The organism is Ruegeria sp. AM5 (assembly GCF_056540645.1).
Window position 1 is genome coordinate 1,032,990 of record NZ_JBQFXC010000001.1, and the last position, 16,025, is coordinate 1,049,014.

At 57.3% G+C, this 16,025-nt stretch carries 17 protein-coding genes and 1 tRNA gene; 14 read left to right on the forward strand and 4 right to left on the reverse strand.

Annotated elements, in window-relative coordinates; genetic code table 11:
* The first annotated feature begins 59 nt into the window (after positions 1–59).
* The 6 genes from ACR0AH_RS05210 to ACR0AH_RS05235 all read left to right on the forward strand — a co-directional run bounded on the left by ACR0AH_RS05210 (position 60) and on the right by ACR0AH_RS05235 (position 6,084).
* On the forward strand, positions 60–983 hold the full coding sequence (locus tag ACR0AH_RS05210; protein ID WP_170662210.1) for an N-acetylmuramic acid 6-phosphate etherase: 924 nt from the start codon (positions 60–62) through the stop codon (positions 981–983).
* Positions 980–2,230 carry an ABC transporter substrate-binding protein gene (locus ACR0AH_RS05215; protein ID WP_170393441.1) on the forward strand — a complete coding sequence of 417 codons (1,251 nt, stop codon included), beginning with the start codon at positions 980–982 and terminating at the stop codon, positions 2,228–2,230. The genes ACR0AH_RS05210 and ACR0AH_RS05215 overlap by 4 nt, the downstream gene beginning before the upstream one ends.
* Positions 2,231–2,296: 66 nt before the next feature.
* Positions 2,297–3,211, forward strand: coding sequence for a carbohydrate ABC transporter permease (locus ACR0AH_RS05220; RefSeq protein ID WP_480590729.1), 915 nt, complete (start codon positions 2,297–2,299; stop codon positions 3,209–3,211).
* A gap of 10 nt (positions 3,212–3,221) precedes the next feature.
* Positions 3,222–4,061 carry a carbohydrate ABC transporter permease gene (locus ACR0AH_RS05225; RefSeq protein WP_170393445.1) on the forward strand — a complete coding sequence of 280 codons (840 nt, stop codon included), beginning with the start codon at positions 3,222–3,224 and terminating at the stop codon, positions 4,059–4,061.
* A complete protein-coding gene (locus ACR0AH_RS05230) occupies positions 4,058–5,092 on the forward strand; it encodes a Gfo/Idh/MocA family protein (RefSeq protein ID WP_480590731.1) in 1,035 nt (344 codons plus the stop codon). The genes ACR0AH_RS05225 and ACR0AH_RS05230 overlap by 4 nt, the downstream gene beginning before the upstream one ends.
* Entirely contained in the window at positions 5,089–6,084 is a 996-nt protein-coding gene (locus tag ACR0AH_RS05235) for an ABC transporter ATP-binding protein (RefSeq protein WP_480590733.1), read from the forward strand. Before ACR0AH_RS05230 ends, ACR0AH_RS05235 begins: the two co-directional genes overlap by 4 nt.
* 27 nt (positions 6,085–6,111) lie before the next feature.
* Here the strand turns inward: ACR0AH_RS05235 and ACR0AH_RS05240 are convergent.
* A tRNA-Leu gene (locus ACR0AH_RS05240) sits at positions 6,112–6,198 on the reverse strand.
* A 129-nt stretch (positions 6,199–6,327) separates the two neighbouring features.
* Here ACR0AH_RS05240 and ACR0AH_RS05245 point away from each other — a divergent pair.
* Both ACR0AH_RS05245 and lipB read left to right on the forward strand, forming a co-directional pair.
* Positions 6,328–6,987, forward strand: a complete 660-nt coding sequence (locus ACR0AH_RS05245; RefSeq protein WP_480590735.1) for a DsbA family oxidoreductase — start codon at positions 6,328–6,330, stop codon at positions 6,985–6,987.
* 39 nt (positions 6,988–7,026) lie between these two features.
* Positions 7,027–7,683 (forward strand): lipoyl(octanoyl) transferase LipB, encoded by a 657-nt coding sequence (lipB, locus tag ACR0AH_RS05250; RefSeq protein ID WP_170393453.1) that lies wholly within the window; start codon positions 7,027–7,029, stop codon positions 7,681–7,683.
* Between the two features lie 314 nt (positions 7,684–7,997).
* On the opposite strand, the gene ACR0AH_RS05255 is transcribed toward lipB, so the two are convergent.
* Together ACR0AH_RS05255 and ACR0AH_RS05260 are read right to left on the reverse strand one after the other, a co-directional pair.
* Positions 7,998–8,933, reverse strand: a complete 936-nt coding sequence (locus ACR0AH_RS05255; RefSeq protein WP_480590737.1) for a cation diffusion facilitator family transporter — start codon at positions 8,931–8,933, stop codon at positions 7,998–8,000.
* A gap of 486 nt (positions 8,934–9,419) precedes the next feature.
* Positions 9,420–9,839: an HIT family protein gene (locus tag ACR0AH_RS05260; RefSeq protein WP_170393458.1), complete on the reverse strand. Its 420-nt coding sequence runs from the start codon at positions 9,837–9,839 to the stop codon at positions 9,420–9,422.
* A gap of 278 nt (positions 9,840–10,117) precedes the next feature.
* Between ACR0AH_RS05260 and ctaD the strand changes: the two genes are divergently transcribed.
* The 5 genes from ctaD (at position 10,118) to ACR0AH_RS05285 (ending at position 14,183) form a co-directional block, all read left to right on the forward strand.
* Positions 10,118–11,776: a cytochrome c oxidase subunit I gene (gene ctaD / locus ACR0AH_RS05265; protein WP_170393460.1), complete on the forward strand. Its 1,659-nt coding sequence runs from the start codon at positions 10,118–10,120 to the stop codon at positions 11,774–11,776.
* A gap of 162 nt (positions 11,777–11,938) precedes the next feature.
* Positions 11,939–12,697, forward strand: coding sequence for a bestrophin family protein (locus ACR0AH_RS05270; RefSeq protein ID WP_480590739.1), 759 nt, complete (start codon positions 11,939–11,941; stop codon positions 12,695–12,697).
* Positions 12,675–12,968, forward strand: coding sequence for a hypothetical protein (locus ACR0AH_RS05275; protein ID WP_480590741.1), 294 nt, complete (start codon positions 12,675–12,677; stop codon positions 12,966–12,968). Before ACR0AH_RS05270 ends, ACR0AH_RS05275 begins: the two co-directional genes overlap by 23 nt.
* A gap of 83 nt (positions 12,969–13,051) precedes the next feature.
* Entirely contained in the window at positions 13,052–13,651 is a 600-nt protein-coding gene (locus tag ACR0AH_RS05280) for a 2-hydroxychromene-2-carboxylate isomerase (RefSeq protein ID WP_170393465.1), read from the forward strand.
* Positions 13,652–13,697: 46 nt separating this feature from the next.
* Positions 13,698–14,183, forward strand: coding sequence for a DUF2244 domain-containing protein (locus ACR0AH_RS05285; protein WP_170510555.1), 486 nt, complete (start codon positions 13,698–13,700; stop codon positions 14,181–14,183).
* On the opposite strand, the gene ACR0AH_RS05290 is transcribed toward ACR0AH_RS05285, so the two are convergent.
* Positions 14,184–14,666 (reverse strand): GatB/YqeY domain-containing protein, encoded by a 483-nt coding sequence (locus ACR0AH_RS05290; RefSeq protein ID WP_170393469.1) that lies wholly within the window; start codon positions 14,664–14,666, stop codon positions 14,184–14,186.
* 182 nt (positions 14,667–14,848) lie between these two features.
* Here ACR0AH_RS05290 and carA point away from each other — a divergent pair, with 182 nt between their 5' ends.
* The gene (gene carA / locus ACR0AH_RS05295) at positions 14,849–16,015 is read left to right on the forward strand and encodes a glutamine-hydrolyzing carbamoyl-phosphate synthase small subunit (protein WP_170510981.1); all 1,167 of its coding nucleotides are present in this window, start codon (positions 14,849–14,851) and stop codon (positions 16,013–16,015) included.
* Positions 16,016–16,025: the final 10 nt, after the last annotated feature.

Sequence of the window (16,025 nt, forward strand, 5' to 3'; positions counted from 1 at the left end):
AAATGGTAGACTAATGGTATCTAAAAGGTATGATATTCAAAATCTCGGGGGAGAATCACGTGACCAAGCCAGTTACCGAACAGCTACATCAAGACGCGATCGGACTTGACGCCCGACCGCTGACTGAGGTAGCCGAGCTGCTGGCCCGCTCGCAAGCCGACGCTGCCGCTGCCCCGCTTTCCTCGCTGCCCACCCTCTGCGCAGGCGCAAAAGCTATGGCGCAATCCATCCGATCGGGCGGGGTTTTGCGCTATTTGGCGGCAGGCTCTTCCGGCTTGATGGCCGCCTCGGATGCGCTGGAACTGGGGGGAACTTTTTCGATACCAGCCCGCCAGATTCGCATCCACATGGCAGGTGGATTGCCCTCAGGGGTAGAGATGCCGGGAGATGTCGAAGATGCCACCGACGGCCTTGCCCGTGAACTGGCCGATCTTTCTGCCAAAGACACCTTGATCACCGTCTCGGCCAGCGGAACCACACCGTACACAACCGCAGCAGCGCGGATCGCGCGGGACAGAGGCGCCACGGTTATCGGCATTGCCAATAACGGGGGCACCGAACTGTTGCAGCTTTCTGACCATCCAATCCTGCTTTCGACACCACCTGAACTGATCTCGGGCTCTACCCGCATGGGCGCTGGTACAGCGCAGAAAATCGCACTGAACATGCTTTCGACGCTGATGGCGATGGAGCTGGGGCATATTCAGGACGGCATGATGATCAATTTGCGTGCTGACAATGACAAGCTACGCGCCCGAGCCAACGGGATCGTCTGTCAGTTGACCGGCGTTTCCTCCGCTCAGGCTACAAAGGCGTTGACTGCGGCAGAGGGCAACCTCAAATGCGCGGCCCTTTTGGCTGTAGGCGCAGGGTCCCTGGACGCGGCGCAAGCAATGCTAAGCAACACCGACGATCACCTCCGCCCTGCGCTGGAGCGGATGAAACAAAACCAAGAAACCATCAACCTGGGAGATATCAAATGACACGCAAAGTTCTGAGCCTTGCCTTGATGAGCACGGCGCTGGTCACAAGCGCCTATGCGCAAGAGGCCACTTTGACCATCGAAAGTTGGCGAAACGACGATCTGGCATTGTGGCAGGAAAAGATCATTCCGGCGTTCGAGGCCGAGAATCCCGGCATCAAAGTAATATTCTCGCCCTCTGCACCGGCAGAATACAACGCTGTCTTAAACTCAAAGCTCGAGGCCGGTTCGGCTGGCGATCTGATTACCTGCCGTCCGTTTGATGCCTCGCTTGCGCTATACGAGTCGGGGCACCTGACCGATCTGTCTGATCTTGAGGCCATGGGAAATTTCTCGGACGTGGCCAAATCTGCGTGGCAAACCGATGACGGTTCGGCCAGTTTCTGCGTCCCGATGGCGTCAGTGATTCACGGCTTCATCTACAACAAAGATGCGTTCAATGAGTTGGGCATCGAAGTTCCAACTACCGAAGCTGAGTTCTTTGCCGCCCTCGATAAGATCAAGGAAGACGGTACCTATATCCCGATGGCGATGGGCACCAATGACCAGTGGGAAGCCGCAACGATGGGCTATAACAATATCGGCCCGAACTACTGGAAGGGTGAAGAAGGTCGTCAGGCGCTGATCAAAGGCGAGCAGAAGCTGACCGACCCCCAGTGGGTCGCCCCGTATGCGACACTGGCCAAGTGGGCGGACTACCTCGGCGACGGGTATGAGGCACAGACCTATCCCGACAGCCAGAACCTGTTCACCCTGGGTCGTGCAGCGGTCTATCCAGCAGGCAGCTGGGAAATCTCGGGCTTCAACACGCAGGCCGATTTCGAAATGGGCGCCTTTAAGCCACCGGTCCAGAACGCGGGCGATACCTGCTATATTTCGGACCACACCGATATCGGCATAGGCATGAACGCGGCGAGCGAAAACCAAGAAGCTGCACGCACCTTCCTGGCTTGGGTCGCAAGCCCGGAATTCGCCAGCATCTTCGGTAACGCCCTACCTGGTTTCTTCCCGCTGTCCAGCACTCCGGTCGAGCTGGAAGATCCACTGGCCAAAGAAATCGTCGGTTGGCGGGATGAGTGCGAAAGCACAATCCGCTCGACCTACCAAATCCTGTCGCGCGGCACACCGAACCTCGAAAACGAGACTTGGGGTGCATCCGTTGCAGCCATCAAGGGTGCCGAGACACCCGAGGCACTGGGTCAGCAACTGCAAGACGGTCTGGCCAGCTGGTACGCACCGCATCAGTAACACCTAGGCCACTCACACCGGACGCGGCCACCGCGTCGCGTCCGGACCTTTCCCCCGGAGATTCCCATGCAGACCCGCCGCATACGCTGGCACATTGCCGTTTTCCTCGCCCCTGCGGTGCTGGTCTACACGGCAGTGATGATCTTCCCCTTGTTCAACACACTGCGCCTCGCACTGTTCACCGAGGTTGATCAGACACGTATCTACGTGGGCTTGCAGAATTTCCGCACCCTGTTCTTCGATCCGATCTGGTCCGAGCAGTTCTGGAACGCTTTGGGCAACAACTTCTGGTTCTTCCTGATCCACATGCTGGTTCAGAACCCCATCGGCATAGCTTTGGCCGCGCTTCTGTCGCATCCACGCTTGCGGTTTGCCGCGCTCTATCGGTCCGCGATCTTCATTCCGACCATTCTGAGCTTTGTGATCGTCGGTTTCGCGTGGAAGCTGATATTGTCCCCGCTTTGGGGCATCGCACCTTCAATGCTGGACGCCATTGGTCTGAAGTCGCTGTTTGCACCATGGCTGGGCAAGGAAGAATACGCGCTGACAACACTGGCACTTGTCTCGGTCTGGCAATTCGTCGGCATCCCGATGATGTTGGTCTACGCCGCCCTGCTGTCGATCCCCGAAGAGATCCTTGAAGCCGGAGAAATAGACGGCATCACCGGTGCTTCGGCGTTCTGGAAGATCAAGCTGCCGCTGATCATTCCCTCGATCGGCATCATCTCGATCCTTACATTTGTGGGCAATTTTAACGCGTTCGATCTGATCTATGTCTCGCAAGGTGCACTGGCGGGCCCGGATTTCTCAACCGACATCCTCGGCACCTTCATGTACCGCACCTTCTTTGGCTTCCAGCTGCAACTTGGCGACCCGCATATGGGCTCCGCCATCGCTGGCGCGATGTTCGCCATCATTCTCGTGGGTGTCTGCATCTACCTCTTCGGCATCCAGACCCGGATGCGCCGGTATCAACTGTGAGGATAGCCGGATGAACAAAGCACGCCATAACCCGCTGAACACGGCCGCCATGCATGGGGCGCTGATCCTCTACACGTTGATCGCCCTCTTCCCGGTCTTCGTGATCATCATCAACAGCTTCAAAACCCGACGCTCGATTTTCCGCGAGCCGCTCGCTCTGCCCGATGCCGAAAGCTTTTCTCTCATCGGTTACCAGACGGTTATGAAACAGGGGGATTTCTTCCTCTATTTCCAAAACTCACTGATCGTGACCGTGGTGTCGCTGGCCTTCGTTCTGCTGTTCGGCGCCATGGCCGCTTTTGCCCTGAGCGAATACAAATTCAAGGGCAACACTCTGATGGGCCTCTATCTGGCGCTTGGGATTATGATCCCGATCCGCATCGGCACCGTGGCGATACTTGAGATGATGGTGGCAACCGGGTTGGTGAACACCCTTTGGGCCCTGATCCTTGTCTATACCGCGCAAGGTCTGCCGCTGGCGGTGTTCATCCTGTCTGAATTCATGCGGCAAGTCTCGGACGATCTGAAGAACGCAGGCCGCGTCGATGGGCTATCCGAATACACCATATTCTTCCGATTGGTCCTACCGCTGGTCCGCCCCGCCATGGCGACCGTGGCCGTGTTCAACATGATCCCCATCTGGAACGACCTTTGGTTCCCGCTGATCCTTGCCCCGGCCGAGGAAACCAAAACACTGACGCTGGGCAGCCAAGTCTTTATCGGCCAGTTCGTCACCGACTGGAACGCGGTTCTGTCGGCGCTCAGCATGGCGATCCTGCCGGTGCTGGTGCTCTATGTCATCTTCTCGCGCCAACTGATCCGCGGCATCACTTCAGGAGCTGTCAAATGACCAAAGTTCTGATCGCTGGCCTCGGCAATATGGGGCTGAGCCACGCTTTGGCCCACCATCATCACCCGGACGCGCAGATTGTTGGGTTGGTGAACCGATCCGGTCGCGTGGATCATCCAGATCTGTCGATCTATCCGGCCTATTCGGATTTTCACACCGCTCTGGCAGAGACCAAGCCCGATCTGGTGGTCGTGGCGACCTACTCCGACAGCCACGCCGATTTCGCCTGCGCGGCGATGGAGGCCGGGGCGCATGTATTTGTCGAAAAGCCGCTAGCGACCACTGTGGCAGATGCCAAGCGCGTTGTCGAAAAGGCCATTGAAACCGACCGCAAACTGGTGATCGGTTACATCCTGCGCCACCATCCTTCGTGGATGCGCCTGATCGCCGAGGCGCGCGACCTTGGCGGGCCTTACGTCTTCCGACTGAATCTCAACCAACAAAGCAGCGGGGCCGAGTGGGAAACACACAAAGCTCTAATGCAGACCACCTCGCCCATCGTCGATTGCGGTGTGCATTATGTCGACGTGATGTGTCAGATCACTGACTCCGACCCCGTGCGAGTCCACGGCATGGGCCTTCGCCTAAGCGATGAGATCGCCGAAGACATGTACAACTACGGCCAGTTTCAGGTGGTCTTCGAGGATGGCTCGGTCGGCTGGTATGAGGCCGGTTGGGGCCCGATGATGTCCGAAACCGCGTTCTTCGTGAAAGACATCGTGTCGCCCAACGGCTCGGTCTCGATCACCGATGGCAACAAGGGCGCATCCGCCGATATCGACGGACACACCAAGGTCGGCGGCCTTCTGGTCCATCGCCCCGACGGCGACCAGAAAATCGACATGCCGGATGAACCCGGTCATCAGGAGCTCTGCGATGCCGAACAAGCCTATATGCTGCGCGCCATCGCCGAGGATATCGACCTGACCCGCCATATGAACGACGCCGTGCAATCGCTGGCCATCTGCCTCGCTGCCGATGAATGCATCCGCACTGGCCAACCCATTTCGCTGAAAGAGGCATGCACATGACCGCCCTGACGCTGACAAACGTGAACAAGTCCTTCGGCACTGTCGAGGTACTGAAAGATATTAACATCGAAGTCGAAGACGGAGAATTCGTCGTCTTCGTCGGCCCCTCCGGCTGCGGCAAGTCCACCCTGCTACGCGTGATCGCGGGGCTGGAGGACGTGACCTCGGGCGAAGTGCGCATTGGCGGAGAGGTGATGAACCTTACGCCGCCCTCGAAACGCGGCATCGCGATGGTGTTCCAAAGCTATGCACTCTATCCCCACCTGAATGTGCGCAAGAACATGTCGCTGGCACTGAAACAGGAAGGCCAGAGCAAGCAGGTCATCGAAGAACGCGTCGCCAAGGCCAGCAAGATGCTGAACCTTGAGCCCTATATCGACCGTTACCCCTCAGAACTGTCAGGCGGCCAGCGCCAACGAGTCGCCATCGGTCGCGCCATCGTGCGAGAACCCAAACTGTTTCTGTTCGACGAACCCTTGTCCAACCTCGATGCCGCCTTGCGCATGAACACGCGGCTTGAGATCGCCAACCTGCACCAGCAGCTCGACGCATCTATGATCTACGTCACCCATGACCAGACCGAGGCGATGACGCTCGCCGATAAGATCGTCGTGCTGCGCGATGGGCGTGTCGAACAGGTCGGAAGCCCGATGGAGCTTTACAATAATCCTGCTAACCAGTTCGTTGCAGGTTTCCTCGGTGCGCCCTCGATGAATTTTTTCCCAGCCAGCGTGATCGGCGACAGCGCAGATACGACGCTGGGTATACGCCCCGAAGATCTGTATCTGAACGACGAAGGCCCCCTGACCGCGAACGTGACCCATGTCGAGCATCTGGGCGGTGACACCAACGTGATCGCGATGATGCAAGACCACCAGATCACCGCGCGCCTGTTCGGCCAGCATCAGGTCAACGCTGGTGAATCCGTCCATTTCGGCTACGCCCAGGATCGAACCTACCGCTTCAACCAACAGGGCGCCCGTCTCACCTGACAATTTCGGGTAACGATTTCAGGATGTTGGTGCGGTCGAGAAGACTCGAACTTCCACGGGTGTTACCCCACAGCGACCTCAACGCTGCGCGTCTACCAATTCCGCCACGACCGCACTGCCAATGACTTGGTAGAGGGGCGTATAGACGCTGAACCGCGCGATGTGAAGAGGCAAAAACACAGCCGATTGAAATCACGTGCTTTAGCCATATCTAACCGCGATACAATGCAATCTGGAGCAGCCATGCCCTCGCCCGATCCCCGCCCTACCGTGCAGATTGATGTCGTCTCGGATGTGGTCTGTCCGTGGTGTATCGTAGGTTTTCGTCAACTCGATGCCGCGCTGAAGCAAGAGAATGTGCCGGCCAGATTGCGTTGGCATCCGTTCGAACTGAACCCCAACATGGGGCCAGAGGGGCAGAATCTGAGGGAGCATATTGCCGAGAAATATGGCTCGACGCCCGAGCAAAGCCAGCAGGCGCGCGAGCGGTTGACTGCGTTGGGTACTGAACTTGGGTTCACCTTCAATTTCACTGATGACAGCAGAATCGCGAACACCTTTGCCGCGCATCAACTGCTTGACTGGGCGGAAACACAGGGGCGTCAGCATCCGCTGAAACTGACCCTGTTCGAAACCTATTTCACCAAGCAACAGGATGTCTCTGACGTCGAAGTGTTGATGGGCGCGGTCGAGACGGCCGGGCTCAACCCGGAGGCGGCGCGAACCGCACTTGAATCAGGTGCGCATGCCCAACCGGTGCGTGAAAAACAAGATTTCTGGACCAGCCGAGGCATCTCGGGCGTGCCTTCGATGGTGTTTGGAGGGAAATATCTGCTGACCGGCGCACAGGGCACGGACACTTATGCGCAGGTCCTGCAACGCTGCCTGGCCGAGGCCGCCTGACCCCTTCCCCCTGCCCCGCAGACGGTCTAAGGAACGAGCATGGAATGGAAGACTACCGACGGGCTGATCGACTACGACGAGGCCACTGCCTTCATGGAGGCGCGCGTTGCTGCGATTGCAGCGGGTGAGGCGGACGAATGCATTTGGCTGTTGGAACACCCTCCGCTTTATACCGCTGGGACTTCTGCCAAGCGAGAAGATCTGACCGATCCGGATCGCTTTCCGGTCTATGAAAGCAAGCGCGGTGGACAGTACACCTATCACGGCCCCGGTCAGCGCGTTGTTTACGTCATGCTTGATGTGGGCAAACGCGGTCATGATGTGCGCCGCTTTGTGCAGCAGCTTGAGGCATGGGTGATTGCGGCTCTGGCCGAGTTCAATGTCACCGGTGAGATCCGCGACGGCCGCGTGGGCGTCTGGGTGCAACGGCAAGACAAGCCGCTGACGATCACCGGCCAGCCAGCCGAGGACAAGATCGCGGCCATCGGCATTCGCCTGCGGAAATGGATCAGCTTTCACGGCATCTCAATCAATGTCGAGCCGGACCTGTCACATTTCACCGGTATCGTGCCCTGCGGAATTCAGGAACACGGGGTGACCTCACTGGTCGATCTTGGGTTGCCGGTGACCATGGATGACGTCGATGTTGCGCTAAAAAAGACCTTTGATGAGGTATTCGCCACCGAAGGCGCCTAGTTTATAGGTGATTCCACGTATTCGGACAGATCTGGCCAGAATACGCAAAAGACAATGCTAGAATTTGGGGCACTCTGTTTCGAAAATCATTCAGAAAATTCCTTTGAATGGTCTCAATTCGCCTCAAATTCAGGGATTCTTCACATCCTCTCCTTACAAACGCCATCTGACCACATAGTATGTAGTGACCGTTCATGAGTGAGTGGTGTGTTAACCGGTGATCTCAGGGCTGCCCTGCGAAATCCGTGAAAGTGTTTGGTTACGAGTCTGCCGTTCCGACCCCATATCGGAACGGCAATTCTCGTTTTAGGCCCCTAAATCTGTTGATGCCCAAATCGGGTTGATCCGACGCAAGCGTGCCCGCTGGCTTCGATTTCAAGCGTAACATGACCAAGCCCAAACTTGTTCTGCAGAACCTGCTTGGCCATCACCCGGATATCCTCGGCACTATCTTGTGCGTCGGGTTTGATGACCAGATGCGCCGACAGCGCGGGCTCACGCTCCTGCATGCTCCACAGATGGATGTGGTGAACTCCTGCCACGCCCGATACGCCTTCAATGGCTGTGGCGACCTCTTCCGGATCCAATTCTGTTGGCGCGCCCAACATCAGAACGCGTATGGTTTCACCGATCTCGGATTTGACGTGCCAAAAGATGTAAAGTGAGATCATGATGGTGACCGCTGGGTCGACCCAAGTCCAGTTGAAGACAATTACAGCGGTACCTGCGACAATCACGGCGACGGACCCCAATGCATCGGCCACATTGTGCAGGAATGCCGCACGAATATTCATGCTGTCCTTGGACATGGAATAGGTCAGCATAGCGGTGACAAGGTCGACGACCAATGCGATCCCAGCGATCCAGACAACGATCCAGCCATTAACCGGCTCGGGCTCCACAAACCGCATTACGCCTTCGTACAGCAGATAAACCGACAGAACGATCAGTGTTGTGTAGTTAACCAGCGCCGCTACAACCTCGGCCCGGCCATACCCGAAACTCATACGCGCGTTTGCGGGTCGACGAGCGATCTTGCGGGCAAAGAATGCGATGACCAGCGCAATCGCATCTGACAGGTTGTGCAAGGCGTCCGCAATCAAGGCGAGCGAACCTGAAATAACCCCGCCCACAATCTGTGCCAGCGTCAAGAACATATTGACCGCGATGGCCCAGGCAACGCGCGCATCGCCGGCCTGCGGATCAACATGCGCGTGGCTGTGCCCTTTGTGGGAATGCTGATGAGCCATTTTAGTGTGTCCTATTTACTGAATCACCATGCTACATAATTCCTCTAGTGACTAGAGGTTCAAGGGGGTGTTTTCGAAAATGAATGCAATCGGGGCTCCCTCATTTCGCACTGGATTCAGAGCACCTACGATCCGGTTCTGGACTTCTACCGCCGTTCGAACCTACCGCGGGTAGTCGGCGCCGCTATGACGAAACCGCGCTGCGGCGGTTGCAATGCGTACGCCATGGCCAAGATCTGGCCAGCCGCTGGCCCAATTAGAGGCCTTGCTCACACTCGAAAGTGCAAATGGAAAAACTTGAACCGGGCTAATGATATCGCCGGACAGCAGCCTGATGATTTACGAGTCCGGATCGCACGCATGAAATGAATGGAACAAGACTGATCCGTATTCCTCAGGTCTGCGACGGGCAGCGCTGTTACGCAAGTGTCGTGCTCCATGCGTTTGGTGATCACGACGCCTGCGACAGCTCGCTTCGAAGGTGGATCAGGTCAGTGCCGCGCGGATCTTGTCAGCGTGTTGAGCAATCAGGTCAAAATCGCCCATTTTACCGGGCGGGCGTATCGAGACGCCCTCGTGGCGCGGCAATACATGCACATGAAGGTGAAATACCTCTTGCCCGCCTGCGGCCTCATTGAATTGCTGAACGGTGACGCCATCAGCGTCAAACGCTTCTTTCACAGCGTGAGCCATCTTCTGTACCGTCGCCATCACCGCTGCCAGTTGCTCGGGCGTTGCATCCAGCATGTTGCGACAGGGGGTTTTGGGGATCACCAACAAGTGCCCGTCCGCCCGGGGCATGATATCCATCAGCGCGACGGTGTCGTCGTCTTCATACACACGGTTTGACGGGATTTCTCCGCGCAGGATCTTGGCAAAGACATTTTCGGGATCATATGCGGTCATTACGGGCCTCCGGTGTTGGACTTACACTTTGTTCTGAGCCGCCGCTTGATGCGGGTCAAGCGGGTTTCCCCGTCACCACTTGTAATCGCGGACTGAATCCCCAAATCCCTCGCATCCGAGGTCAGATTATCGCGCAGCACAGTCTGCCCGCGACAATTAATCTTGATCCAGATCAAACTCGACCATTGAAGGTCGCCCCTTCGCAATCTAAAACCAGCAGGAATCCCGCGCGTTGGAGAGGTCCGACTGCGCGGTACAGTTGCAACAGGAGGCACCTAATGGCAGACGCAGCCATTCATGGTCACGAGCATGAAGATCAGCGCGGCTTTTTCACCCGCTGGTTCATGTCGACCAACCACAAGGACATCGGGATTCTCTACCTGGTCTTTTCGGCCCTTGCCGGTCTGATCTCGGTTCTGATGACTGTCTATATGCGGCTCGAACTGATGCACCCCGGTGTTCAGTATATGTGCCTCGAAGGGTTCATGGCCGATCCATGCACCCCCAACGGTCACCTCTGGAACGTGATGATCACCTATCACGGTGTTCTGATGATGTTCTTCGTTGTCATCCCCGCCCTCTTCGGCGGATTTGGCAACTATTTCATGCCGTTGCAGATCGGTGCGCCGGATATGGCGTTCCCGCGGATGAACAACCTGTCCTTCTGGCTGTATGTCGCTGGCACCTCGCTGGGCGTCGCCTCGCTGCTCAGCCCCGGTGGTAATGACCAGCTTGGTTCAGGTGTAGGCTGGGTTTTGTATCCACCGCTGTCGACGACCGAAGGCGGCATGTCCATGGACCTTGCGATCTTCGCCGTGCACGTATCGGGCGCCTCCTCGATCCTCGGCGCGATCAACATGATCACCACCTTCCTGAATATGCGTGCCCCGGGCATGACACTGTTCAAGGTGCCTCTGTTCAGCTGGTCGATCTTCGTCACTTCGTGGCTGATTCTGCTGTCGCTGCCGGTTCTGGCAGGCGCGATCACCATGCTGCTGATGGACCGCAACTTTGGCTTCACCTTCTTTGATCCGGCCGGTGGCGGCGATCCGATCCTGTATCAGCACATCCTTTGGTTCTTTGGCCACCCGGAAGTGTACATTGTGATCCTGCCCGGCTTTGGCATCATCAGCCACGTGATCGCGACCTTCGCGCGCAAACCAATCTTCGGCTACCTGCCGATGGTCTGGGCGATCATCGCGATCGGTGTGCTGGGCTTCGTCGTATGGGCGCACCACATGTACACCGTTGGCATGTCGCTGCGCCAGCAGGCCTACTTCATGCTGGCCACGATGGTCATCGCGGTTCCGACCGGCGTTAAGGTCTTCTCGTGGATCGCGACCATGTGGGGCGGCTCGATCGAGTTCAAAACCCCGATGCTGTTCGCCTTCGGCTTCCTGTTCCTGTTCACCGTTGGTGGTGTGACCGGCGTTGTGCTGTCGCAGGCCGGCGTGGACCGTGCCTATCACGACACCTACTACGTCGTTGCGCACTTCCACTACGTGATGAGCTTGGGTGCCGTCTTCGCGATCTTCGCTGGCGTGTACTTCTACTTCTCGAAGATGACGGGCCGTCAGTATTCCGAGTTCTGGGGCAAGGTTCACTTCTGGCTGTTCTTCATCGGCGCCAACCTGACCTTCTTCCCGCAGCACTTCCTGGGCCGTCAGGGCATGCCACGCCGCTATATCGACTACCCTGAAGCGTTTGCTCAGTGGAACTTCGTTTCGTCGATTGGTGCGTTCATCTCGTTCGCCTCGTTCCTGCTGTTCTTCGGCATCGTGATCTACGCCCTGCTGCGTGGTGCGAAAGAGACACGCCCGAACCCGTGGAACGAATACGCGGATACGTTGGAATGGACCCTGCCCACGCCGCCGCCTGAACACACGTTCGAGCAGCTGCCCAAGCAGGAAGACTGGGACAAGGGCCACGCGCACTAATCCCGCCATCCAAACCAAATTCAGCAAAGCCCCGCCCCGTGCGGGGCTTTGTGTTTTTTACGCCCCCAGTCCGCAACTTGCTGCACCCAACACGTAGACGCACCAAAGATCAGGCCGCTAGTATTTGCGAAAACAGCATAATCTAAGACGGGTGCGCGCCACATGATTCTCCATCACGGCATCACACTTCGGCAACTGGTCAAAGGCTCTGCCGGGTTCATTTGCATCGTCATGGCCTGGATACTCCCGCTTGAACTAGTGGATGAAGTTACTCCGCTTGAGTTGATCTCGAACTCCAGCCCACCGGTCACGATGCTGGGTTTGGCAGTGGCATTTTTTCTGGGTTTCAAGAACACCTCGGCCTATGGCCGCTGGGTCGAGGCCCGCAAGATCTGGGGGGACATCGTCAACGCCAGTCGCGATTGGGGCAACACGATCAGCAATCTGGTTCAGGCTGACGGCACGCCGCTTGCGCCCGAGATACGGCGTGAATTGCTGGAACGTCATATCGCTTGGCTCAACATGCTGGCATTTCAGCTGCGCCAGCCCGCAACGCATGGACGTGCCCGCCGCCCGTGGATGTTCGGGCACAAACCGGTCGTGGACAAAATCGCGCTGCATCAGGAACCCGAATGCTGGCGCGATACCCAACTGGCGGCTGATATGCCTCTGATCGAAGGGAAATCCAACCGTGCCGCGTACCTGTTGTTTCTTCAGGGTGAGCGGCTTTCATCACTGGCGCAATCCGGCAAGATCGACCCCTATTGGCATGTGGCGCTGATGAACCGGCTAGCACGGTTTGCAGACGCGCAAGGCCAAAGCGAACGTATCAAGAATACCCCCTTCCCCGCGGCAGGTCGCCGAGGTCGGGCGCATCTTCAGCTATATTTTTATCTTCATGTTACCGCTGGCGTTGAATGACCAACGCTCGATCACCGCTGGCATGGGCTGCTCGGTAACAAAATCCGTTCTGCTTGACTGGGCAGTCTTTGCTCCGATCGGGGCGTTGGTTTGCTGGATTTTCTTCGTGACTGAACGGGTCAGCGCCTCGATGGAGGACCCGTTCGAAGGCGACGTAACCGATGTTCCGATCTCGTCCATCTGCCGTATGATCGAAATCGACCTGCGCCAGATGACTTCCTGCGGCACTGCCCCTCAGCCGACAGAACCCATCGATAAAGCGCTAGTTTGACCACTTAAATTGCGCAAAGATCGAAAAAACCTCCGTTTTGCGGTATTCTGGTTGGCAAAGCCCCTTTTGACAGGAGCCTTGCTATGCCCGAGATCGACTTTTGGTATTCAATCGGCAGCACTTACAGTTTTCTGACCATCACGCGCCTGGATGGCTGGTGCGAAGAAAACGATGCGACAGTAACCTGGCGCCCCTTCAACGTGCGCACGGTGATGTCGGAACAGCAAAATATTCCCTTCGCTGGCAAACCGGTGAAGTCGGCCTATATGTGGCGCGATATTGAGCGGCGCGCTGCGAAATATCACATCCACGCCAAACTTCCCGCCCCCTATCCAATTTCTGACCTGGCGCTGGCAAATCAGGTGGCTTTGCTGGGCATGCAGGACGGCTGGGGCGCCGGGTTCACGCAAAATCTTTATCGGATCTGGTTCGAGGACGGGATTGAAGCCGGTAGCGAAAGCGCCATTTCCGAAGCCCTGCTTCGGTGCCAACAAGATCCACGCCTGATGCTTGCCCGTGCCCGCAGCCCGGACGCTGTTGCAGCCTTGGAGGACGAGACAAACAAGGCCATCAAACTGGGGGTTTTCGGCGCACCCAGCTTTGTTGTCCGCGACGAAGTGTTCTGGGGTGATGACCGGCTTGACGATGCCCTGTCGTGGGTCCGCGTCGGCCACGTTGTCTGACTGATTTTTGCTTCGACATTGCGCCGGTCTGAGCTAGGTTCTCGCCATGCCTTATCAATGGACAGAAAACTCGGACGCTGAACAGGAACTGCGGCTTTGGCCGCACAACTCCTTGCCACCACGTGGTGCAATGACCGTCATCTTGTCGGTGTTCCTGTTCGGACTGATCCCGCTGCTGGCGATGTTGGGTTCGATCGTCCTGTGGGGTCTGCTGCCGTTCCTGCTGCTGACGGTTCTGGGCCTCTGGTTGGCAATCCAGACAAACTATCGCGCGCGCAGCGTGTTCGAGGTTCTGACCTTAGGCCAGACGCAAGCCCACCTTGTGCACCACCACCCAGACAAGGGCGATCAGGAATGGACCTGCAACCGCTATTGGGCCCGTCCCGAAATGCACACCAGCGGTGGTCCGGTACCCCACTACGTAACGCTGATCGGCGATGGGCGCGAAGTTGAGATCGGCGCGTTCCTGTCCGAGGACGAGCGGATCGCGCTGTTTGATGATCTGAGTCAGAAACTGCGCAAATCGACGTGATTAAGCGCCGTTGGAGTTAGCGCAAAGATGATCTTTGACCATCGGTCCTACTTTGCCGAAATCCATCTGACCGGTATAGCGCGACTTCAACTCGCCCATCACCTTGCCCATATCGCGGATTGAGCCCGCCCCAGTAGACGTGATGGCGGTCTGAATGGCCTTGCTAACTTCGTCGTCGTCCAGCTGTTTGGGCAGGAATTCCTCAATCACCTCAACCTCGCGCAGTTCCCGCTCGGCCAAATCAAGGCGTCCGCCCTCTTCATAGGCGCGTGCGCTTTCCTTGCGCTGCTTGGTCATTTTACCCAGAATTTCAAGCACTTCAGCATCGCCGCAGCCCTTGGTCTCTTCATTGTCAGAGGCGCGCGAAGCAATATCACGATCCTTGATCGCCGCATTGATCAGGCGCAGTGTCGAAAGACGCTCGGCGGCTTTGTCTTTCATAGCTTGCTTCAGGGCAGAGTTCACCCGTGATCGCATATCCATATGGTCTGTCCATCCCCATGGCAAAGGAACCCTGACCATATCGAAACAAAAAGGTTGGTACAACAGTGGACATTAATTGTAACTCATTGATTTTTAACAATAGCCCAAAATTTGAACAGACTTGACCCTAGCGTATAACCCACTTAGTTATGCGCCCGTTTACCTTGCAGGAGAGTCGCGCCATGGCCCAGAACGCCCCGTCCAAGCCCACCGCATGTCTGGCGTTGGCCGATGGAACCCTGTTTTACGGTGTGGGCTTCGGCGCAACCGGTCAAACCGAGGCCGAGTTGTGTTTCAACACCGCCATGACGGGCTATCAAGAGATCATGACCGATCCTTCTTATGCGGGCCAGATCGTGACCTTCACTTTCCCGCATATCGGCAATGTCGGAGTGAATCCCGAAGATGACGAAACCGGCGACCCGGTGGCAGCCGGGATGGTGGTCAAATGGGACCCGACCGAGCCGTCGAATTGGCGCGCGACAGAAGAGCTAAAAAGCTGGTTAGCCCGCCGTGGTCGCATCGCAATCGGCGGCGTCGATACCCGCCGCCTGACCCGCGCGATCCGCCAGCAAGGCGCACCGCACGTGGCGCTAGCTCATGATCCCGAGGGAAACTTCGATATCGAAGCCCTGATTGCTGCAGCGCGTAGTTTTGCGGGTCTCGAAGGGATGGATCTGGCCAAAGAAGTCACCTGCGCCCAAAGCTATCGCTGGGATGAGATGCGTTGGGCTTGGCCCGATGGCTACCAGCGTCAGGAAGCTCCGATGCACAAGGTGGTCGCGATCGACTATGGTGCCAAGCGCAACATCTTGCGCTGCCTCGCCTCGGCGGGTTGCGACGTAACCGTATTGCCCGCCACCGCAACGGCTGCGGAGGTGCTGGCACACAAGCCGGACGGAGTGTTCCTGTCAAACGGACCCGGCGATCCGGCGGCTACCGGCGAATATGCTGTTCCGATGATAAAGGAAGTGCTGGATACAACAAATCTGCCCGTCTTTGGCATTTGCCTAGGCCATCAGATGCTGGCACTGGCGCTTGGCGGGCAGACGATCAAGATGAACCACGGCCACCATGGTGCCAATCATCCTGTCAAGGATATGGAAACCGGCAAGGTCGAGATCACCTCGATGAACCACGGCTTCGCCGTGGACGCGGAAACACTGCCCGATGGCGTAGTCGAAACGCATCGCTCTCTGTTTGACGGCTCGAACTGCGGCATCCGCATGACGGGTCGCCCGGTTTATTCGGTGCAGCATCATCCAGAAGCGTCACCCGGCCCGCAGGACAGTTTCTACCTGTTCGAACGCTTTGCCGCGGCGATGGCGGATCAAAAAGCACAAGCTTAAAGGCAAATTC

Coding starts and splice junctions, on each gene's coding strand:
- ACR0AH_RS05220 (WP_480590729.1), top strand. CDS start 2,297: ATGCAGACCCGCCGCATACGCTGGCACATTGCCGTTTTCCTCGCCCCT.
- ctaD (WP_170393460.1), top strand. CDS start 10,118: ATGGCAGACGCAGCCATTCATGGTCACGAGCATGAAGATCAGCGCGGC.
- ACR0AH_RS05225 (WP_170393445.1), top strand. CDS start 3,222: ATGAACAAAGCACGCCATAACCCGCTGAACACGGCCGCCATGCATGGG.
- ACR0AH_RS05215 (WP_170393441.1), top strand. CDS start 980: ATGACACGCAAAGTTCTGAGCCTTGCCTTGATGAGCACGGCGCTGGTC.
- ACR0AH_RS05255 (WP_480590737.1), bottom strand. CDS start 8,933: ATGGCTCATCAGCATTCCCACAAAGGGCACAGCCACGCGCATGTTGAT.
- ACR0AH_RS05275 (WP_480590741.1), top strand. CDS start 12,675: ATGTTACCGCTGGCGTTGAATGACCAACGCTCGATCACCGCTGGCATG.
- ACR0AH_RS05285 (WP_170510555.1), top strand. CDS start 13,698: ATGCCTTATCAATGGACAGAAAACTCGGACGCTGAACAGGAACTGCGG.
- ACR0AH_RS05280 (WP_170393465.1), top strand. CDS start 13,052: ATGCCCGAGATCGACTTTTGGTATTCAATCGGCAGCACTTACAGTTTT.
- ACR0AH_RS05235 (WP_480590733.1), top strand. CDS start 5,089: ATGACCGCCCTGACGCTGACAAACGTGAACAAGTCCTTCGGCACTGTC.
- ACR0AH_RS05230 (WP_480590731.1), top strand. CDS start 4,058: ATGACCAAAGTTCTGATCGCTGGCCTCGGCAATATGGGGCTGAGCCAC.
- ACR0AH_RS05260 (WP_170393458.1), bottom strand. CDS start 9,839: ATGACCGCATATGATCCCGAAAATGTCTTTGCCAAGATCCTGCGCGGA.
- ACR0AH_RS05290 (WP_170393469.1), bottom strand. CDS start 14,666: ATGGATATGCGATCACGGGTGAACTCTGCCCTGAAGCAAGCTATGAAA.
- ACR0AH_RS05245 (WP_480590735.1), top strand. CDS start 6,328: ATGCCCTCGCCCGATCCCCGCCCTACCGTGCAGATTGATGTCGTCTCG.
- lipB (WP_170393453.1), top strand. CDS start 7,027: ATGGAATGGAAGACTACCGACGGGCTGATCGACTACGACGAGGCCACT.
- ACR0AH_RS05270 (WP_480590739.1), top strand. CDS start 11,939: ATGATTCTCCATCACGGCATCACACTTCGGCAACTGGTCAAAGGCTCT.
- carA (WP_170510981.1), top strand. CDS start 14,849: ATGGCCCAGAACGCCCCGTCCAAGCCCACCGCATGTCTGGCGTTGGCC.